We start from the raw sequence: 20,953 nt of genomic DNA on the forward strand, positions 1-20,953 counted from the left end.
GGTTCATCACTGTGCGCATGCGCAGCACCTCGGCCGCGACGGCACTCGCGGTCATGTTCAGCTCGGTGGCGCTCGGCGTCGCCGCGGCCGGCACCGCTTCGGCCGCCTCCGCCGTGGTCACCAGCCCCGGCGGCCTCGTCGTGGACGACGCCCTCCGGCGGGTCTTCGTCAGCGACAAGGCCGACGGCCAGATCCTGGCCGCCGACTACAACGGCACCCTCGTCGCCCAGGCCACCGGCCTCGACAACGTGGGCGACCTCACCGTGTCCGACGACGGCGCCACCCTCTACGCGGCCCTGCCCACCAGCCACGAGATCGTCGCACTGAACGCGGCCGACCTCCAGGTCAAGGCCCGCTACCCGGTCGCCACCGGCACCGGCCCACGCCAGGTGGCCTTCGCCGGGGGCAAGGTCTGGTTCAGCTACGGCGACCAATGGGACGGCGACCTGGGCTCGGTCGACCCGGCGGTGGACCCGGCGACCGGTGCCGACCCGGTGGCGCTGGCCCAGCTCCCGACCGAGGGCACGGGCAGCGGGCTGTGGGGGCAGGCCCTGCTCGACACCGACCCGCTGCGGCCGGGCCTGCTGGCCGTCGGTGAGACCGGGGACTCCACGGGCACCGAGGGCGTCCTCGACGTGTCCGGCGGCACGCCCGAGGTGATCGCCTGGAACGACACCTCGTACGCCCTGAACGACGGTCTCGGCGACATCGACCTCGTCGCGGGCGACGACCAGGTGCTCGTCAACGGCACCGACCGGCACGCCTACGCGAACGGCACCCTCACCAAGGCCGGCGCCTACCCCGGCGGGCAAGGGGCGGACGTCGGACGCAGCGGCCTGATCGCCCAGGTCACCGGCACCAAGGTCGCGATCTACCGGCCCAGCGCCACGCAGCCGGTCCGCACCTACAGCACCGGCACCCAGCCCGCGGCCGACGTGGCCTGGGCCGGCGACTCCTCCCGGGTCTTCGCCCTCGTCGCCGGCAGCGGCGGCTGGACGGTCAAGGTGCTCACCGACCCCAACCTCAACGTCCCCGTCCTCACGGTCAACGCGCCCTCCACCGCCACCCGGGCCAAGTCGCTCACCGTCACCGGCAAGCTCTCGGCGACGGTGGCGCTGCCCGCCGGGGCCAAGCTCTCGGTCACCCGTACCGACCTGGAGAGCCCGAACGGCAAGGCGCTGCCGGCCGTCACGGTGAAGGCCGACGGCACGTACTCCTTCGCCAACACCCCGCCGGCCGGCGGCAAGGTGACGTACACGGTGAAGTACGCGGGCGACGCCACGCACACCGCGGTCTCCGCCTCCGACAGCGTCGAGGTCTCCCGCGCCTCCACCTCGCTGAGCCTGAACAACAACGGCAAGCTGTACAACTACGGCACCGACGTCAAGTTCACCGCCCACCTCGGCACGACCTACAAGAACCGCTCGGTCTCGATCTACGCCGACCCCTTCGGCGGCGACAAGGGCAAGAAGCTGATCAAGACCGGCAGCGTCAACGCCGACGGCAACCTCTCCGTCGTGGTGGACATGGCCCGGGACACGAAGGTCACCGCGGTCTTCTCGGGCGACGCCCGGTACAAGCCGAAGACGGTGGCGTCCACCGCGTACGCCCGGGTCAGGGTCTCCACGGCCGTCTCCAAGCACTACAAGACGGCCAAGATCGGCTCGACCTCGTACTACTGGTTCCACAAGAACACCGACCCGCTGCTCACCACGACGATGACCTACTACCCGGGCCGTCAGCAGCGCTTCGACCTCCAGGTCTACTACCAGGGCACCTGGTACTCGGCGGACTCGGAGTACTTCCCGCTCGGCTCGAACGGAAAGTCGGCCGTCACGCTCGGCGCGGCCGGTGAGTCCGGCATCCGGGCGCGGATGCGGTCGGTGTACGTCAACGGCTCGTCCGGCGACACCGTGAACTCGACGACGTACGGGGCATGGAAGTACCTGTACTTCAGCAACTGACGCGGTACGGCCTGTGCGGAGCTGCCCGGAGGGAATGCCCTCCGGGCTTCTTCCGTTAGGGGTGGCAGAAAGTTCAACGCTCAACTAAACTCGAACCACAAGGAGGTACCGACATGCCTGCAGTGACTGTCGACAACCCGCTGACCCTGCCGCGTGTGGCCGCGACGGCGGACGCGGTGGCCCGTCCCGTCCTCGGCGTGACGACCGCGCCGAGTGGCTTCGAGGGCGAGGGATTCCCGGTGCGCAGGGCGTTCGCGGGGATCCATTACCGGCACCTCGATCCGTTCATCATGATGGATCAGATGGGTGAGGTGGAGTACGCGCCCGGCGAGCCCAAGGGGACGCCGTGGCACCCGCACCGCGGCTTCGAGACCGTCACATACATCATCGACGGGATCTTCGACCACCAGGACTCGCAGGGTGGTGGCGGCACCATCACCAACGGCGACACCCAGTGGATGACGGCCGGCTCCGGTCTCCTCCACATCGAGGCGCCGCCGGAGGCGCTCGTCATGTCCGGCGGTCTCTTCCACGGCCTCCAGCTCTGGGTGAACCTGCCGGCCAAGGACAAGATGATGGCGCCGCGCTACCAGGACATCCGGGGCGGCAGCGTGCAACTGCTGTCGACGCCGGACGGCGGCGGCCTGCTCCGCGTCATCGCCGGTGAGCTGGACGGTCACCAGGGCCCCGGTATCACCCACACCCCGATCACCATGATCCACGCGACGGTGGCGCCGGGTGCGGAGATCACCCTCCCCTGGCGCGAGGACTTCAACGGTCTGGCGTACGTGCTGGCCGGTCGCGGTTCGGTGGGCGCCGAGCGCCGCCCGATCCACCTCGGCCAGACCGCGGTCTTCGGCGCCGGCGGCTCCCTGACGGTCCGCGCGGACGAGCAGCAGGACTCCCACACGCCGGACATGGAGGTCGTCCTCCTGGGCGGCCGTCCGATCCGCGAACCGATGGCCCACTACGGCCCGTTCGTCATGAACACCCGCGAGGAGCTCCAGCAGGCGTTCGACGACTTCCAGAAGGGGCGGCTGGGGACGGTCCCGGCGGTCCACGGGATGACCGAGGGCGGGCTGTAGGCCGCCCGCCCGGGCGTCAGGCCGCGCCTTCGGGCTTCTCCCAGGTGGTGACGTCCATCGTGACGGACGTCAGACCGCCGGCGTAGTTCGGGTCGTCCGCCTGCCAGCCGAGGAAGGTGATGGCGGCGACCCGGTTCTCGTCGGTGAGCACGCACGCCGTGAGTCCCCGGCGGATGTTCTTCCGGTCGACGGCCAACCCGAACTGGGTGGCCGCGGCGCAGCTCTCCGCGGTCGCGGGGCCGTCGACGGTGGCGAGCTCGCCGTTGTCGCCGACGATCGCATAGCCGTCGGCGGCGCTCGACGGCAGCGAGAAGATGATGTCGGACTGGCCGTTGGTGAAGTCCAGGTCCACGTTGGACCCCGAGCGCAGGACGACCTTGCGGTGCTCCCGCACCGCCGCCGGCCCCGTGTCGGCCGCCTGCGAGACCTGCGCCGTCGGTGACTGCGACGGCGCGGACCCCTTCGCCGCCGCGGCACCGGCTCCGCCCGAGGTCACACTCGTGCCCGGCGTCACGCTCGTACCGCCCGGGCTGCCCTGGCCCTGACCGGACAGCGACACGTACGCCGCCGCCCCGGCCGCGGTCAGTACGGCGAGGGCCAGGAGAGCCTTCGTTGATCCCTTGAACGAGAATCCGCTCTTGCCCACCGTGATGTGGTTGGCGGGATCGCGTTGGGCGCCTTCGTACGACAGCGAGAACGAGGACCCCTTGGCGCGGTCCTTCGAGGATGCGGGCTTGCCCATGCGACTTCCTTGCCTGCGGTCGGATCTCGGCCAGGGCACACATCGTGCAGGCGGCGCGGGAGCCGTCGTCGCCAGTCGCCGGGTGCTCACCTGAAAGGGTGAGGGAGGGGGATGGAGGTTGACGCTCGGCCCTCTGGCCCGTCCCGGGACCGGTTCCGGGCGGTTCCGAGAGCCTCCTATGCGGAGGCCACGCCCGAGGACTCGTGGAGCTCGAACCAGATGCTCTTGCCCTCGCCGCGGGGGTCCACCCCCCACGCGTCCGCGAGGAGTTCGATCAGCATCAGACCGCGGCCCGAGGAGGCCAGTTCGCCGGGGCGGCGCTTGTGGGGCAGGTCGTCGCTGTTGTCGGTGACCTCGACGCGCATCCGGCGCTCACCGGCCTCGCCGCGGACCTCCGCGAGGAGCAGCGCGTCGGCGTCGGTGTGGACGAGGACGTTGGTCAGCGTCTCGGACAGCAGCAGGACCGCCGAGTCGATCTGGTCGGCGCAGGGCCAGTCGTGGAGCAGTTCGCGGAGCTGCTGGCGGGCCACCCCGACCCGTTCGGGCTCCGCCTGGGCCACCGAGAGCATGGTGCGGCGGACCGCGGGTCGTACGGCGGCCGGGTCCCTGAGCTCTCCCTGCCGGTGCAGCAGCAGGACCGCTATGTCGTCCTCGCGGCGGTCGGCGAGGGGGCCGGTGGTGTGGTGGGAGGACGGACCGTGGACGGCCTGGATCAGGGCGTCGGCGAGTTCCTCCAGGTCGCCGTCGTGGGTCTCCAGGATGGTGCGGATCCGCTTCCAGCCGGTCTCGAAGTCGTGGCCGCCGGTCTCGATCAGCCCGTCGGTGCACAGCATCAGCGTCTCGCCGGGCTCCAGGGTGATCCGGGTCGTGGGGTAGTCGGCGTCCGGGTCGATGCCCAGCGGGAGGCCGCCTTCCGTGCGCCGGGCCAGGACCGTGCCGTCGGCCATGCGGATCGCCGGGTCGGGATGGCCGGCCCGCGCCACCTCCAGGACGCCGGTGACAGGATCGGCCTCGACGTACAGGCAGGTCGCGAAGCGCATGTCGGAGGGGGCGTCGACGCCGTACGTCATGCCGTTGAGGAAGCGTGAGGCGCGGGAGAGGACCGCGTCGGGGCGGTGGCCCTCGGCGGCGTAGGCGCGCAGGGCGATGCGGAGCTGGCCCATCAGGCCCGCCGCCCGTACGTCGTGGCCCTGCACGTCCCCGATGACCAGGGCGAACCGTCCGGTGCCGGACCCGGTCCGGGAGGTGCCGCCGGGCAGCGGGATCATGTCGTACCAGTCGCCGCCGACCTGGAGGCCGCCGCCGGTGGGGACGTACCGGGCGGCGACGGTCATGCCCGGTATCTCCGGGCCGAGGGTGGGGAGCATCGAGCGCTGGAGGCCGTCGGTCAGCTCGCGCTCCGACTCGGCCAGGCCCGCGCGGGACAGGGCCTGGGCCAGCATGCGGGCCACCGTGGTGAGGACCGAGCGCTCGTCCGGGGTGAACGCCACCGGGTAGGCGAAGGCCGCCATCCACGCGCCCATCGTGCGGCCGGCCACCGTCAGCGGCAGGAACGCCCAGGACTGGCGGTCGAAGCGCTGGGCGAGCGGCCAGGTGACCGGGTAGCGGGAGCGGTAGGCCTCGGGGCTGGAGAGGTAGACGGCACGGCCGGTGCGCACGACCTCGGCGGCCGGGTAGTCCGTCTCCAGGGACATGTGGGAGAAGGGGCTCTCGTCACCGGGCTGCTGGCCGTGGTGGCCGATGATCGTCAGCCGGTCGCCCTCGACGCCGAAGACGGCCAGGCCGTCGGGGCTGAACCCCGGCATGGACAGGCCCGCGGCCACCCGCAGCACCTCGGCGGTGGAGCGGGCCTCGGCCAGGGCGCGGCCGGCGTCCAGCAGGAAGGCCTCGCGGGAGCGCCGCCAGTCGCCGGTGACCGCGGTGCGTCCGGCGGGGGTGCCGGGGGTCGGCTCGGTGACCTCCTGGAGCGTGCCGATCAGCCGGAAGGACTTCTTGGCCTTGTCGTAGGACGGCTTGGAGCGGCTGCGTACGGTACGGATCACCCGGCCCCGCTCGTCCATGATCCTGATCCGGACCTCGGCGAGCGTGTGCTCGGCGACGGCGAGCCCGACGACGCTGATGATCTCGTTCCAGTCGACCGGGTGCAGACGGGCCCGTGCCTGGGCCTCGGTGAGGGTGGTCCGCTCGGCGGGCAGCCCGAGCAGCCGGGCGGCCTCCGCGTCGACCGTGACCAGTTCGGTGGCGGTGTCCCAGTGCCACAGGCCGGTCGCGAGGGCGGTGAGGACGTCCCCCACGGCGGGCAGGGGCTCACCAGTGCGCATTGCCCCACTTTAAGAACAGGAGATCGAGAAGTGCCACTGTTGGCCGAGTCGTAATGGTGGGGAGGCGATCTTGGGGGCCCCGGTAGGCTGGGACCTGTTTCACGTGAAACACGCCCCTCGATCCGCGAAGACTGGATGAACGACGATGCATCGGTACAGGTCCCACACCTGCGGCGAGCTCCGCTCCTCTGACGTCGGTACCGACGTCCGGCTGAGTGGCTGGCTGCACAATCGGCGCGACCTGGGCGGCATCCTCTTCATCGATCTGCGCGATCACTACGGCATCACGCAGTTGGTCGCCCGTCCCGGCACGCCCGCGTACGAGGCCCTCGACAAGCTGACCAAGGAGTCCACGGTCCGCGTCGACGGCAAGGTCGTCTCCCGCGGCACCGAGAACGTCAACCCGGACCTGCCCACCGGTGAGGTCGAGGTCGAGGTCGGCGAGGTCGAGCTGCTCGGCGCGGCCGCCCCGCTGCCGTTCACGATCAACACCGAGGACGGGGTCAACGAGGAGCGGCGCCTGGAGTACCGCTTCCTCGACCTGCGCCGCGAGCGCATGCACAAGAACATCATGCTGCGGTCGTCGGTGATCGCCTCGATCCGCTCGAAGATGGTCGCCCTCGGCTTCAACGAGATGGCGACCCCGATCCTGTCGGCGACCTCTCCCGAGGGCGCCCGTGACTTCGTGGTCCCCTCCCGTCTGAACCCGGGCAAGTTCTATGCCCTGCCGCAGGCGCCGCAGCAATTCAAGCAGTTGCTGATGATCTCCGGCTTCGACCGGTACTTCCAGATCGCGCCCTGCTTCCGTGACGAGGACGCGCGCGCGGACCGTTCGCCGGGCGAGTTCTACCAGCTCGACGTCGAGATGAGCTTCGTCGAGCAGGAGGACGTCTTCCAGCCGATCGAGCAGCTCATGACCGAGCTGTTCACGGAGTTCGGCGGCGGCCGCGAGGTCACCTCGCCGTTCCCGCGGATCCCGTTCCGCGAGGCGATGCTGAAGTACGGCTCCGACAAGCCGGACCTGCGCGCCAAGCTGGAGCTCGTCGACATCACCGATGTCTTCGAGGGCTCGGAGTTCAAGGCGTTCGCCGGCAAGCACGTGCGGGCGCTGGCGGTGCCGGACGTCTCCGCGCAGCCGCGGAAGTTCTTCGACCAGCTCGGTGACTTCGCGGTCTCGCAGGGTGCCAAGGGCCTGGCCTGGGTGCGGGTGGCCGAGGACGGTTCGCTGTCCGGCCCGATCGCGAAGTTCCTCACCGAGGAGAACGTCGCCGAGCTGACCAAGCGCCTGTCGCTGGCCGCCGGTCACGCGGTGTTCTTCGGCGCGGGCGAGTTCGACGAGGTCTCGAAGATCATGGGCGCGGTCCGCGTCGAGGCCGCCAAGCGTGCCGGGCACTTCGAGGAGGGCGTCTTCCGGTTCTGCTGGATCGTCGACTTCCCGATGTACGAGAAGGACGAGGAGACCGGCGCGATCGACTTCTCGCACAACCCGTTCTCCATGCCGCAGGGCGGTCTGGAGGCCCTGGAGAACCAGGACCCGCTGGACATCCTGGGCTGGCAGTACGACATCGTCTGCAACGGCGTGGAGCTGTCCTCCGGCGCGATCCGGAACCACGAGCCCGAGATCATGCTCAAGGCCTTCGAGATCGCGGGCTACGACCGGGAGACCGTCGAGGAGAAGTTCGCCGGCATGCTGCGCGCGTTCCGCTTCGGCGCCCCGCCGCACGGCGGCATCGCCCCGGGTGTCGACCGCATCGTGATGCTCCTCGCGGACGAGCCCAACATCCGCGAGACCATCGCCTTCCCGCTCAACGGCAACGCCCAGGACCTGATGATGGGCGCGCCGACGGAGCTGGAGGAGGCCCGGCTGAGGGAGCTGCACCTGACGGTGCGCAAGCCGCAGCCGAAGTAGGTCCTTGCGACCGTAGGTGGCTTCAGGTGGCTCGGAACCGACGTCGGTTCCGAGCCACTTCGCTATTCACAGCTCTTTCCGATGTTCCTGCCAGGATTCCCGCCCCTACGGTCCCTGGCCATGACGGAAAACCAGAGCGCCGAAGAGACAGGGAAGCTGAAACGCCGTACGGTCCTGGCGGCCGGTGGCGTGACCGCGCTCGCCGTGGGCGTGGGTGCCGCCTTCACGGTGGACGCGGCCGCCGGCGGGGAGACGGCCGCCCAGGCCGAGGCCTGCTACCTGCTGACCTCGGAGATGGTCGAGGGCCCGTACTACATCGACGCGGACAGGATCCGAAGAGACGTCACCGAGGACCGGGAGGGCATCCCGCTCGTCCTGGGGCTCAAGGTGATCGACGCCGGGACGTGCAGGCCGATCGCGAACGCGGCCGTCGACATCTGGCACTGCGACGCCGTGGGCGTCTACTCGGGCTACGAGGACATGGGCAGCGGGGGCGGAGGCGGCCCGATGCCGACGGGGAGCCCCACCGGCACGCCCACCGGCATGCCGACGGACGTACCGACCGGGCCGCCGCCGGGCGGGGGCGGCGGGCACCAGGAGCCCACCGACGACACCCGCTACCTGCGCGGCACCTGGCGCACCGACCGGCACGGTCACGTCACCTTCAGGACGGTGTTCCCCGGCTGGTACCGGGGCCGCTGCGTGCACATCCACACCAAGGTGCACGTGGACGGCGAGTGGACCGACGCCGGTTACGAGGGCGGACGCACCTGCCACACCGGCCAGTTCTTCTTCGCCGAGGAGGCCGTGCTGGCATCCGCCGAGGTCGAGCCGTACGCCTCCAACACGACCGAGCGGACCACGCTCGACGAGGACACGATCTACGACGGCAACGGCACCCAGGGCGGTCTGCTGAGGCTGCGCTACCGCGAGGACGACATCGCGCGGGGCGTGAGCGCGTCGCTCACGGTCGGCGTGGATCCGGACGCCACGCACGACGGGTGAGGCAAGGCGTGCCGACCGCTTCCTTTGAAGGGGTCATAGTCCGCACCCACGCTCCTGACAGTCTCCTTACCTAGCTTCCCTGCCCATGACGGGAAACCAGAACAGTGAGCCGAAACACAAGCAGGACCTGACGCGGCGCAAGGTCGTCGTGGCCGGGGCGGGCGCCGCCGTGGCGGTGGGTGCGGCGGGCACCCTCGCCGCGTCGGGGGCCTTCGCGGGCGAGACCGGCACGACGGCCACCGCGAGCGGCAGCTCCACCGCGTCGGAGGCCTGCTACAGGCTCACCTCGGAGACCACCGAGGGGCCGTACTACATCGACGCGGACAAGATCCGCCAGGACATCACCGAGGACAAGGAGGGCATCCCGCTCACCCTCAGGCTCAAGGTGGTCGACTCCGAGACCTGCAAGCCGATCGCGAACGCGGCCGTCGACATCTGGCACTGCGACGCGCTCGGCATCTACTCGGGCTACGAGGCCTCGTCGACCGGCGGCGGTGGCGGCGGCGCCCCGACCGACGCCCCCTCGGGCACGCCGAGCGGTACGCCGACGGGGGCACCGCCGTCGGGCGCGCCGAGCGGCGGCACCGGCGGCGGGGTCCACCAGGAGCCCACCGACGACGAGCGCTACCTGCGCGGCACCTGGAGGACCGACCGGCACGGCCAGGTCACCTTCAAGACGATCTTCCCGGGCTGGTACCAGGGCCGCTGCGTGCACGTCCACACCAAGGTGCACGTCAACGGCGAGTGGACGGACGCCGGTTACGAGGGCGGCAACACCTGCCACACCGGCCAGTTCTTCTTCGCCGAGGAGTCCGTGCTCGCCTCCGCCGAGGTCCCGCCGTACTCCACCAGCACCACCGAGCGCACCACGCTCACCGAGGACACGATCTACGACCAGAGCGGCACCACCGGCGGGCTGCTCAAGCTGAAGTACAACAAGAAGAACATCGCCAAGGGCGTCACCGGTTCGATCACGATGGGCGTCGACCCGGACGCGACGAACGACAACACCACGATGTGAGGCCATGACCCCGTAGGAGGGCGCCCGGGACCACGACGGCCCCGGGCGCCGGAGTCCTCTCCTGGCCGACAGGGCTCACGTGTCGTAGGTCCCGTCCCAGGGCTCCGCGAAGGCGAGGCGGTCCGGGTAGAGCTCCGCCCACTGCTCGCCCTCGTCCTCGCGGATCACCAGGCCGAAGCGGACGCCCTCGTGGGTGATGCTGAAGGGACGGATCGCGATGTCCGTGTACGAGCGGCGGGGGAGGCTGCGGAGCAGGGTCGCGCGGTGGACCTGCGCACGGGTGAGGGGCGAGGCCTCGCCCTCTGGCTCGCGCTGCTGCTCCGCCCAGGTCCCGGCGCACCAGATGTCCGAGTCGCGGTAATTGCCCTCGGTGTCGAAGGTGTGCAGGACCGCGAACAGGCGTTTCTGATCTTCCCAGCCCTCCTCGAGGCGGAACCCCTCAGGGAAGGCATATGTGATCGACGCCAGGAACTGACCCTCCGCATACCGCCCGATCGTCTCGGTGCGGTGCTTCGGCTCGTACGCGACAGGAATGACCCCGGGCACTGCCATGGCGCAAACCATACGGCTTGGCGCGGACACGGCGATGCCCGGGTCGGTATCCGGACAGTCCCCTGCCGGTCCGGGACCGCGGGAAGCGGCCCCGGCCTATTCGGGGGCGCCGCCGAAGCGCTCCTTGTACGTCTCCAGGTCCTCGTCCGTCAGCTTGGCGAACAGGACCGGGGGGACCGTGAAGGGGACGCCGGGGGTGAGGGCGGTCAGGGCGCGGGCCTCGTCGGCGGTGACCCAGGTGGCGGTGTCGGAGGGCAGGGCGAAGGCCTGGCGCATGGCGGCCGAGGTCGCCGGGATGAACGGCTCCGAGACCACCGCGTACAGGTGGATCAGGTTCATCGCCGTGCGCAGCGTCAGGGCCGCGGCGTCCTTGTCCGTCTTGATCTCCAGCCAGGGGGCCTTCTCCTCCAGGTAGGAGTTGCCCGCCGACCACAGGGCGCGCAGCGCCGCCGCCGCCTTGCGGAACTGGAGCGCCTCCATCTGGGACTCGTACTCCGCGAGGAGACGGGCGATCTCCTCGCCCAGCTTGGCCTCCGCCTCGCCCGGCGCACCGCCGGCCGGGACCTCCTCGCCGAAGCGCTTCTTGGAGAAGGACAGGACGCGGTTGACGAAGTTGCCGAGGGTGTCGGCGAGGTCCTTGTTGACGGTCGCCGTGAAGTGCTCCCAGGTGAAGGACGAGTCGTCCGACTCCGGGGCGTTGGCGATCAGGAAGTAGCGCCAGTAGTCGGCGGGGAGGATGTCGAGGGCCTGGTCGGTGAAGACGCCCCGCTTCTGGGACGTGGAGAACTTCCCGCCGTAGTACGTCAGCCAGTTGAAGGCCTTGACGTAGTCGACCTTCTTCCACGGCTCGCGCACACCCAGCTCGGTGGCCGGGAACATCACCGTGTGGAACGGGACGTTGTCCTTCGCCATGAACTCGGTGTAGCGGACGTCGGTGTCGACGTCGTACCACCACGACTTCCAGTCCCGGTTCTCCGGGTCCAGGTCCGCCCACTCCTTGGTCGCGCCGATGTACTCGATCGGGGCGTCGAACCAGACGTAGAAGACCTTGCCCTCCGCCGCCAGCTCCGGCCAGGTGTCGGCCGGGACCGGCACGCCCCAGTCCAGGTCACGGGTGATCGCGCGGTCGTGCAGGCCCTCGGTCAGCCACTTGCGGGCGATGGAGGAGGCCAACTGCGGCCAGTCGTCCTCGTGCCGGGAGACCCACTCCTCGACCTCGTGCTGGAGCTTGGACTGGAGGAGGAAGAGGTGCTTGGTCTCGCGGACCTCCAGGTCGGTGGAGCCGGAGATCGCCGAGCGCGGGTTGATGAGATCCGTGGGGTCCAGGACCCGGGTGCAGTTCTCGCACTGGTCGCCGCGGGCCTTGTCGTAGCCGCAGTGGGGGCAGGTGCCCTCGACATAGCGGTCCGGGAGGAAGCGGCCGTCGGTCGGGGAGTAGACCTGGCGGATCGCCCGCTCCTCGATGAAGCCGTTCTCGTTGAGGCGGCGGGCGAAGTGCTGGGTGATCTCGACGTTCTGCTGCGAGGAGCTGCGGCCGAAGTAGTCGAAGGCCAGCGCGAAGCCGTCGTAGACCGCCTTCTGCGCGTCGTGCGCCTGCGCGCAGAACTCGTCGACGGGCAGGCCCCGCTCCTTGGCCGCGAGCTCGGCGGGCGTGCCGTGCTCGTCCGTCGCGCAGATGTAGAGGACCTCGTGGCCGCGCTGGCGCAGGTAACGGGAGTAGACGTCCGCCGGGAGCATGGACCCCACCATGTTGCCCAGGTGCTTGATCCCGTTGATGTACGGAAGGGCGCTGGTGATGAGGTGTCGAGCCATCGGGGGCTGCTCCCAGGTCGGGTCGTTTGTTGGTGCTTGCGAACCTTGAAATCGTAGCCGACACGGGTGGGCCGCCCGCTTCCCGTTTTACGGGGTGGGAAGGGGCGGCCGCTCGTCTCCGACGGTGGTGCGGTGCTACGGCGTCACGGGCGCCACTTCGCCAGGACGCCCTCGTAGATCTCCGCGTCCGTGAGCTCCTTCGGGGTCTCCCCCGCGAGGAAGTGGGACGTGTTCGCGAGCTTGAGCTTGCGGAGGTAGTCGAAGGCCTTGTTCTCCGGGTCACCGAAGGCGACGAAGGAGAAGAAGACGGCGGGGTGGGACTTCGCCGCCTCCGTGAACGCCTGGGTGGCGGGGGTCTTCGCGTCCGGGGCGCCGTCGGTCTGGAAGACGACCAGGGCGGGGGTGTCGGGAGCGTTCTTGGTGTGCTGCGCCAGCACCTCCTCGACGGCCGCGTGATAGCTGGTACGGCCCATGCGGCCGAGCCCGGCGTGCAGGTCGTCGATCCTGTTCTCGTGGTCGGTGAGGGTGAGCTCGCCGGTGCCGTCCAGTTCGGTGGAGAAGAAGACGACGTGCACCTTGGACTCGGGGTCCAGGTGGGCGGCGAGCGCCAGCGTCTGCTCCCCGAGCGCCTGCGCGGAGCCGTCCTTGTAGTACGGCCGCATGCTCGCCGAGCGGTCCAGGACCAGGTACGTCTTCGCCGTGGTGCCGGTGAGGCCGTGGGCGGCGAGGGTGCGGGCGGCGGCGTCGTACGCGCTGCGGAGCCCGGCCGGCACGGAGCCCGACGCGGCCGGCTCCTGAGCGGGGTTCTCCTTAGCGCCGGCCTCTTCGGCGACGGGCTCGCTGGAGGGTGCCTGCTCGGGGGCGGGCTCTTCGGCGGCCAGGACCTCGGCGGGGGTTGCGTCAGCGGTGACCGGCTCGACGACGGGCTCGCTGGGGGAGGGCTGCTCGGAAGCGGTGCTCTCGGCGGCCGACTCCTCGGAAGCAGCCTCCTCGGCGGAAGCCGTCTCGGCGGTGGGCTCCTGGGCGCCGGGCTCGGTGACCGGGGTCCCTTCCGCGGCGGAGGACTTCTCGGCGACCGGCTCGCCGGCCGGGGTGCTCTGGGAGGCGGTCTCTTCGGAGGTGGTGCTCTTGGCGGCCGGCTTCCTGGGCGCCTTCTTCGCGGCGGGAGCCTTCTGGGTGGCGGGCTCCTCGGACGCGGTCTCGGCGACCGGTTCCTCGGCGGAGGGCTCGTCGGCCGGGGTGTTCTCGGAGGGGGTCTCGTCGGAGGTGGCGCTCTCGGCGGCCGACTTCTGGGGAGCCTTCCCCTCGGCGGGAGCCGCCTTGGCGGCGGGCTCCTCGGACGCGGCTTCGGACGTCTTCTCCTCGGCCGGAGCCTTCTCCGTGGCCGGTTCCTCGGCGGTGGGCTCGTCGGCCGGGGTGCTCTCGGAGGGGGTCTCTTCGGAGGTGGTGCTCTTGGCGGCCGGCTTCCTGGGCGCCTTCTTCGCGGCGGGAGCCTTCCGGGTGGCGGGCTCCTCGGATGCGGTTTCGGTGGCCGGTTCCTCGGCGGTGGGCTCGTCGGCGGGGGTGCTCTCGGAGGGGGGCTCCTCGGAGGTGGCGCCCTCGGCGGCCGGTTCCTCGGGCGCCTTCTCCTCGGTCGCGGCTTCGGCGATCGGTTCCGCGGCCGGGGTGCTCTCGGAGGGGGTCTCCTCCGAGGCGGTGCCCTCTGCGGGCTGGTCCTCGGGCGCCTGCTCCTTCGCGGACGCCTCGGCCTCTGCCGCCGGCTCCTCGGAGATCTCCGCGGTGGCCTGCGGCTTCTCGGCCGGGGTCGCCTCGGAGACCGGCCTTCCCGCGGTGGCCTGCGGCTCCTCCGTCGGGGTCGCCTCGGCGACCGGCTTCCTGGAGGCAGCCGGAGACTCCTCCGTGGACGCGTCCCGCGTCGACGGCTCAGCGGTGGCCGGTTCCGTCGCCGCGCTCTCAGCGGGCGCCTCGTCGGACGACTTGGTCTCGGCCGACACCTTCTCCGTCCGAGCCGCCGGTTCCTCGGTAGCTTCAGTCGTCTCCGCCCCCTGCGCCTCAACGGCCGGTGTCGCGGCAGACGTCGGCCCGTCCTTCCCCGCACCCCCCGCCGGAGGCGCCTGCGTGGGGACCGACACGTTGTCGAAGGCCGCCGAGACCAGTTCGTGCTCGGAGTCGGTGGAGAGTGTGGCGGAACGCGGCTCGGGGACCTTGGCGGTCGCCGCGGTCGCCGGGGTCGGCTCGGTCGCGGGGGACGGGAGCTTCGGTTCCGTCGCCTCCTGCGAAGGAACCGCACCCTCTGCCTCGGTGGCAGCGCCCTTGCGTGATCGGCCGCCGAACGCGTTCCGCAGGAGAGTGAGAATGCCCATGTGCGCAACCCTTCGCATGAGTTGAAGCCCGTCAATCCCTGGCCAGGACGGACACGTAAGGTTAGCGGCCCCGCATGGCGATCTTGGGCAGGGGCAGGTGGCCGGGGCCCGAGGCGTCAAGACCTGCTTCCAGCCTTCACTCGTGCGTGACGTCAACTCCGCTACGTCCACCCCGGGTTCATTCGCCGTTCACCGCCCCGCCCCGCTCTCGCACAGACGCGCGCCTACCGTCCGTCACGCGAGCTTCAAGGGGAAGCAAGGGGAGAGTAAAAGTGCGCACACAGTTGCCGTTGATCAGCACCACCCATGGGCCGAACGCGTCGCATCCCGGTGGGCGGTCCGCCCTGACCTGCCGTTTCCGGTGTGGTGATGCCTGTTTCCACCCGGCGCCCAACACCTCCTCCAACCCGTACGTCGGCGATGTCATCGCCACCGCGCTCAGCCGCCGCTCGATGATGCGCGCCGCCGCCGTCGTGACCGTCGCCGCCGCGGCCGGCACCGCGGGCGGGGTCCTCGCCGCTCCCTCGGCCGAAGCCGCCCCGCAGACCGAAGCCGCCCCGCAGGCGGGGGCCGGGCGGAAACCCCGGGGCAGGGCCGCCCGCGGACTCCGGTTCACCCCCGTCGCGCCCAACACCGACGACAGAGTGACCGTCCCGGCCGGCCACTCCCAGAACGTCGTCGTCCGCTGGGGCGAGCCCATCCTGCGCGGCGCCCCCGCCTTCGACCCGGAGAAGCAGACCGCCGCCGCCCAGGCCGGCCAGTTCGGGTACAACAACGACTTCCTCGCGCTGCTGCCCCTGCCGGGCGAGCGCGGCCGGCAGGTGCTCGTCGCCAACCACGAGTACACCGACGAGATCCTGATGTTCCGCGGCTACGACGCCGCCGCCCCCACTCGTGAGCAGGTCGAGATCGCCTGGGCCGCGCACGGGCTGTCCGCCGTGGTCGTGGAGGAGAACAGGAGGAACGGCGCGCTCACCGTCGTACCCCGGCACCACCTGAACCGGCGCGTCACCGCCACGACCGAGTTCCGGCTGACCGGGCCCGCCGCGGGCTCCGACCTGTTGAGGACCTCCGCCGACCCGACCGGCCGTAAGGTGCTCGGCACGCTCAACAACTGCTCCGGCGGCACCACCCCGTGGGGCACCACCCTCCACGGCGAGGAGAACTTCAACCAGTACTTCGCGGGCGCGAGCCGGGCGACGGACAAGCGGTACGGGATCGGGACGGGCGCCAGCGAGCGCAAGTGGGAGCAGTTCGACAAGCGCTTCGACGTCGCCCAGGAGCCCAACGAGGTCCACCGCTTCGGATACGTCGTCGAGCTCGACCCGTACGACCCGACCTCCGTGCCCCGCAAGCACACCGCGCTCGGCCGGTTCAAGCACGAGGGCGCGACCGTGCGGCTCACGCACGACGGCCGTCCGGTCGTGTACTCCGGGGACGACGAGCGGTTCGACTACTTCTACAAGTTCGTCGGCAGCAAGCGGATGAGGCACGGGACCTCGCGGGCCGTGCGCGAGCACAATCTCTCCCTGCTCGACGAGGGGACGCTGTACGTCGCCCGGCTCACCGGTGACTCCCCCGCCATCGAGATCGACGGCGCCGGGAAGCTGCCCGCCGACGGGGAGTTCGACGGCAGCGGGGAGTGGATCCCGCTGGCCACCGCCACGGCGAAGGGAGCCGTGTCGCACGTCGAGGGCATGAGCGCCGACGAGGTGTTCGTCTTCACGCGGCTCGCCGGTGACAAGGTGGGGGCGACCAAGATGGACCGGCCCGAGGACATCGAGCCCAACCCGCGCACCGGCAAGGTGTACGTGGCCCTGACGAACAACACCAACCGGGGCGTGGGCGCGAACGCCCCGGCCGACGAGGCCAACCCGCGCAACGCCAACAAGCACGGGCACATCCTGGAGCTCACCGAGCGCTGGAACCGGGCCGACAGCACGAGGTTCGCCTGGACGCTGTTCCTCGTCGCCGGTGACCCGGAGGACCCCGCGACCTACTTCGCGGGCTTCCCGAAGGACGACGTCAGCCCCATCTCCTGCCCGGACAACGTGGCCTTCGACCCGCACGGCAACCTGTGGATCTCCACCGACGGGAACCAGCTCGGCTCGCACGACGGGCTGTTCGGCGTGGCCACCGCGGGCGAGCGGCGCGGTGAGCTCAAGCAGTTCCTGACGGTGCCGACGGGGGCCGAGACCTGCGGTCCGCTGGTGCAGGACCGGCGGGTGCTGGTCGCGGTGCAGCATCCGGGCGAGATCAGCGGGGCGACGGTGGAGAAGCCGGCGAGCACCTGGCCCGACGGGCCCGGAAGGATCGTGCGGCCGGCCGTCGTCGCGGTGTGGCGCGCGGACGGCGAGGACATCGGCGTCTGAACCCGGGGCGGCTGCCCGTCCTCGGTCAGGGAATGGCCGGAACCGCCGGTCGCCGCTCCCGGCGGCCGTCCTCTTCCAGCCATTCCCGGTACGCCGGCGCCTGTCGCGCGCTCTCCCAGTACGCCTCCTCCAGCGCGGGACGGACCCCGTCCAGGTCCGTCTCGGTGCGGGCCGCGAGCAGGAGCCGTACCCCGAGCGGGTCGCCGTGCAGCCGCCGTACCGCCATGTCGGGGCGGGGCACCCGGGTCGGCTGGCAGACGGTGACGACCTCGCCGGTGGCGACCAGGGCGTCGGCCGTGTGGTAATCGCCGTACAGGACCACGGGGTTGACGCCGGCCGCGCGGAACATGCGCTGCACCGCGTCCCATTCGCCGTCGACCGTGGGGTCGATCATCCAGCGGTCCTGGGCCAGGTCGGCCAGCGCGACCACGGGTTTCGCGGTCGCCGGATGGTCCGCGGGCAACGACACGAACTGCGGCTCGCGGTCCACCAGGACCCGCAGGCACAGTTCCCGCGGGATGTGCAGCGGGCAGCCCTCCACCTCGTGCACGAACGCCACGTCGAGCTGGCCGTCGGCGACCATGCGCAGCAGGGCGTTGGGGGAGACGTTCATGTGGAGGGTGGGGTCCTGGCCGCGGGCGCGCAGCCGGCGCAGCCAGCCCGACAGGGCCCGGCTCGCGGTGGAACCGACCCGGAGCTGCGGTCCGCCCGTCGCGGCCGCGCGGGCGTCGGCCACCAGGGAGCGCATCTCGGCCACCAGGGGGCGGGCCCGGCTGAGGACCAGCCGCCCCAGCGGGGTGGGGCGGCAGCCGGATCTGGCGCGCACGAACAGCGCACCGCCCAGCGCCTGTTCGATCCGGCGCAACTGGGTGCTCAGCGACGGCTGGGCGACGCCCAGATGACGGGCGGCCCGGTGCAGGCTGCCGGTGTCGGCTATGGCCACCAGCGCGCGGAGGTGTCTGACCTCAAGGTCCATGCGATCGGAGCGTAAGGCGGGGGCAGGGGTTGCACCAGAGGTGCCGAACTCCCGTGATAGGGCCGCGCTATCACCGGTTGGCATCATCACAGCCGCCGCACAGGCACCGACACTCACATCGACGACTCACCCCCACCAAGGAGTCTCGATGCGAAAGCACCTCTGTGCCCTCACCGCGACAGCGGCCGCCCTCGGACTGGCAACGGCCGGTCTGGCCACGGCGGTTCCCGCTGCCGCCGCACCCGCCCCCGCGCCGCAGGCCGGCTACACCGCGGCCACGACGACGGACACCAGCGACGCCTTCTTCCAGGCCGTCCTGAGGTCCGTGGCCGAGAAGCGGGCCGCGAACCCGACCAGTGCCGCCGCCGTCACCGTCGTGTACGACGCCTCCCGGGCGCCCTCGTTCAGCGCCCAGATAAGCCGCAGCGCCCAGATATGGAACAGCTCGGTGTCCAACGTCAGACTCCAGTCGGGGTCGGCGTCGAGCGCCGACTTCTCGTACCGCGAGGGCAACGACTCGCGCGGTTCGTACGCCTCGACCGACGGTCACGGCAGCGGCTACATCTTCCTGGACTACCGGCAGAACCAGCAGTACGACTCCACCCGGGTCACCGCCCACGAGACCGGGCACGTGCTCGGTCTGCCCGACCACTACTCCGGTCCGTGCAGCGAGCTGATGTCGGGCGGCGGTCCCGGCCCGTCCTGCACCAACGCCATCCCGAACTCGACCGAGCGCAGCCGGGTGAACCGGCTCTGGGCGAACGGTCTGGCCGCGGCGATGGACAAGGCCCTGCAGAAGTCCGCCCGTTAGCCGACAGCCGCCACCCCCCACCCCGGTGCGGGCCGCCCACCACGAGAGGGCGGCCCGCACCGGCATGCCGCAGGTCAGCGCGGTGACGTGACGGCCCGCGCCGCCGCCACTTCCTGGCGGACCGGCTCCAGCACACTGCCCGCGGGTCCGGTGAGGTCGGTGCGGACCTCGTAGAGGGTCTCCGCCTCCCGCAATCCCTCCGCCAACTCCCTGAGCTGAAGCGTCACCTGGGCGATCTCGGCCGGGGACGGGGGCTGCGCTCCGTGCCGTACGCGGACCCGTGCCGCGGTCGTCGCGTCCACGATGCGTTCCACCGCGACGACCAGCGGCCACCAGGCCGCGGCCCGGCGTCCGGTGGGCGGGGGTTCGGTCAGCGCGCGCTGGAACTCGGTGCGGATGGCGGAGAGGTCGCGGTAGAGGCGGCGGCGCATGCGGGCCCGGGCCGAGGGTTCCGTGCCGGCGAGGAAGGCCGACTCCACATAGGTCGCGGTGTCGGCCACCGCGTCCGCCAGGCGGTCGCCCACCCGGGTGTGCCAGCTCTCCGGCCACAGCAGATAGCCCGCGACCAGGGCGATCGCGCAGCCCATCAGGGAGTCCAGCAGCCGGGGCATCAGCAGGGCCGTGCCCTGGTGGTTGAGGATGTCCGACAGGAGCAGGATCACCGGGGTGATGGCGGCCGTCTGGTAGCCGTAGCCCCGCGGGGTGAGCGCCGGGATCAGCGGGGCCAGCAGCAGCATCACCGGCACGTCCCACCAGCCGCGCGGCACCTGCGAGAGCACCGCCGCCGCGACCACCAGTCCGGCCACCGTGCCCAGCGCCCGCAGCAGGGCCCGCGAGAAGACCGAGCCGAAGTCCGGTTTCAGTACGAAGGTGATCGTCAGGGCCACCCAGTAGGAGCGCGGCACGGGGATGATCGACACCAGCGCCTGGGCCAGCCCGATGCACAGGGCCAGCCGCAGGCCGTACCGCCACGACACCCCCGACAGGGCCACGTTCCGGGCCGCGCGGGCGGCCCGGACGCCGAGCGCGGCGGGGCGGCCCAGGCGGTCGTCGATGCCACGCGGGTCCACGTCCGGCACGGCGACGACCTCGGCCGCGTGCCGCAGGGCGTGGTCGACGGCCCGGGCCGTCTCGGAGGTCGGGACGGGCAGGCTCGGGGCCGCCGCCTCCGTGGTGCCGGTCTCCACCGACCGGGCCAGACGGCGGACCGCCTCCGGGATCTCGGGGGCCAGTGGGATGCCGGACAGATGGGCCGCGGGGGCCGCCTCCACCACCGGGGTGATGGCGTTCAACTGCGCCAGCAGCCGGGTGAGTTCGGGGCTGCGGCCGTGGTGGCGGGCGCGCCGGGCGAGCACGAGGTCGTACGACTGGTTCAGGGACTGGGTGACGGCGTGCCGTGCCTCGTCGTACCGCGAGCGCCCGCAGGCCTCCATGAGGGCGGCCACGGTCCGGTAGGTGTCCGCGACCGCCGTCCGCTCCGGCACCCCGGACCTGAGCGGCCAGGCGAGCAGGGCCAGCAGCAGGACGAGCAGTCCGCCGCCGGTCATCAGCAGCGGGGCCGTCCACCAGTCGCCCGGCATCGGCAGGCCCGCGCCCACCACGGAGTTCAGCAGCAGGAGCAGGCCCGAGACGGAGGCGACCGCGCCGATCGTGGAGATCATCCCGGAGACCAGGGCGACCCCGGTGACTGCGAGGACCGCGGTCCAGCCGTGGCCGTACACCAGCGATCCGAGGGTGACGCCGACCGCGCCGAAGAGCTGGGGGATCGCGATGTTCAGGATGCGCATGCGGTACGCGTCCGCGGTGTCGCCGATGACCCCGGACAGGGCGCCCATGGAGGCGAGGGCGCCGTACAGGGGCCGGTCCACCGCGAGCCCGATCACCAGGGGCAGGGTCATCGCGATCGCCGCGCGGGCCACGGCGGGCCGGTTGACGGGGGACGGTTGCGATCGGAGGTTCCGGACCAGCCAGTCGGGCGGGGTGAGGCCGATGCGGGACATGGGGTCATTATGAACACCCC

At 71.3% G+C, this 20,953-nt stretch carries 14 protein-coding genes; 7 read left to right on the forward strand and 7 right to left on the reverse strand.

From position 1 onward, the window contains the following. The first annotated feature begins 17 nt into the window (after positions 1–17). Together ACZ66S_RS19125 and ACZ66S_RS19130 are read left to right on the forward strand one after the other, a co-directional pair. On the forward strand, positions 18–1,964 hold the full coding sequence (locus ACZ66S_RS19125) for an Ig-like domain repeat protein (protein WP_469902680.1): 1,947 nt from the start codon (positions 18–20) through the stop codon (positions 1,962–1,964). Between the two features lie 113 nt (positions 1,965–2,077). Next, complete coding sequence (locus ACZ66S_RS19130; RefSeq protein WP_469902681.1) at positions 2,078–3,049, forward strand: pirin family protein; 972 nt, start codon at positions 2,078–2,080, stop codon at positions 3,047–3,049. A gap of 16 nt (positions 3,050–3,065) precedes the next feature. Here the strand turns inward: ACZ66S_RS19130 and ACZ66S_RS19135 are convergent, their stop codons facing one another. Further along, on the reverse strand, positions 3,066–3,791 hold the full coding sequence (locus ACZ66S_RS19135) for a hypothetical protein (RefSeq protein WP_469902682.1): 726 nt from the start codon (positions 3,789–3,791) through the stop codon (positions 3,066–3,068). Between the two features lie 176 nt (positions 3,792–3,967). Beyond that, complete coding sequence (locus tag ACZ66S_RS19140; RefSeq protein ID WP_469902683.1) at positions 3,968–6,112, reverse strand: SpoIIE family protein phosphatase; 2,145 nt, start codon at positions 6,110–6,112, stop codon at positions 3,968–3,970. 145 nt (positions 6,113–6,257) lie between these two features. Here ACZ66S_RS19140 and aspS point away from each other — a divergent pair, with 145 nt between their 5' ends. The 3 genes from aspS (at position 6,258) to ACZ66S_RS19155 (ending at position 10,047) form a co-directional block, all read left to right on the forward strand. Beyond that, a complete protein-coding gene (gene aspS / locus ACZ66S_RS19145) occupies positions 6,258–8,021 on the forward strand; it encodes an aspartate--tRNA ligase (protein WP_469902684.1) in 1,764 nt (587 codons plus the stop codon). A gap of 120 nt (positions 8,022–8,141) precedes the next feature. Continuing rightward, the gene (locus tag ACZ66S_RS19150) at positions 8,142–9,026 is read left to right on the forward strand and encodes an intradiol ring-cleavage dioxygenase (RefSeq protein ID WP_469902685.1); all 885 of its coding nucleotides are present in this window, start codon (positions 8,142–8,144) and stop codon (positions 9,024–9,026) included. A gap of 85 nt (positions 9,027–9,111) precedes the next feature. Continuing rightward, positions 9,112–10,047, forward strand: a complete 936-nt coding sequence (locus tag ACZ66S_RS19155; protein ID WP_469902686.1) for an intradiol ring-cleavage dioxygenase — start codon at positions 9,112–9,114, stop codon at positions 10,045–10,047. Between the two features lie 75 nt (positions 10,048–10,122). On the opposite strand, the gene ACZ66S_RS19160 is transcribed toward ACZ66S_RS19155, so the two are convergent. From ACZ66S_RS19160 to ACZ66S_RS19170, 3 genes are all read right to left on the reverse strand, one after another. Continuing rightward, on the reverse strand, positions 10,123–10,599 hold the full coding sequence (locus tag ACZ66S_RS19160) for a hypothetical protein (protein WP_469902687.1): 477 nt from the start codon (positions 10,597–10,599) through the stop codon (positions 10,123–10,125). A gap of 96 nt (positions 10,600–10,695) precedes the next feature. Then, positions 10,696–12,411: a methionine--tRNA ligase gene (gene metG / locus ACZ66S_RS19165; protein ID WP_469902688.1), complete on the reverse strand. Its 1,716-nt coding sequence runs from the start codon at positions 12,409–12,411 to the stop codon at positions 10,696–10,698. A gap of 143 nt (positions 12,412–12,554) precedes the next feature. Continuing rightward, complete coding sequence (locus ACZ66S_RS19170; RefSeq protein ID WP_469903021.1) at positions 12,555–14,060, reverse strand: VWA domain-containing protein; 1,506 nt, start codon at positions 14,058–14,060, stop codon at positions 12,555–12,557. Between the two features lie 986 nt (positions 14,061–15,046). On the opposite strand from ACZ66S_RS19170, the gene ACZ66S_RS19175 reads away from it, so the two are divergent. Further along, on the forward strand, positions 15,047–17,146 hold the full coding sequence (locus tag ACZ66S_RS19175; protein ID WP_469902689.1) for a PhoX family protein: 2,100 nt from the start codon (positions 15,047–15,049) through the stop codon (positions 17,144–17,146). Between the two features lie 25 nt (positions 17,147–17,171). Here the strand turns inward: ACZ66S_RS19175 and ACZ66S_RS19180 are convergent, their stop codons facing one another. Then, entirely contained in the window at positions 17,172–18,122 is a 951-nt protein-coding gene (locus tag ACZ66S_RS19180; protein WP_469902690.1) for a LysR family transcriptional regulator, read from the reverse strand. 148 nt (positions 18,123–18,270) lie between these two features. Between ACZ66S_RS19180 and snpA the strand changes: the two genes are divergently transcribed. Further along, positions 18,271–18,933, forward strand: coding sequence for a snapalysin (gene snpA, locus ACZ66S_RS19185; RefSeq protein ID WP_469902691.1), 663 nt, complete (start codon positions 18,271–18,273; stop codon positions 18,931–18,933). 74 nt (positions 18,934–19,007) lie between these two features. Here the strand turns inward: snpA and ACZ66S_RS19190 are convergent, their stop codons facing one another. Further along, entirely contained in the window at positions 19,008–20,933 is a 1,926-nt protein-coding gene (locus tag ACZ66S_RS19190) for an FUSC family protein (protein WP_469902692.1), read from the reverse strand. Positions 20,934–20,953: the final 20 nt, after the last annotated feature.

This window comes from Streptomyces sp. NPDC107471 (assembly GCF_055582845.1).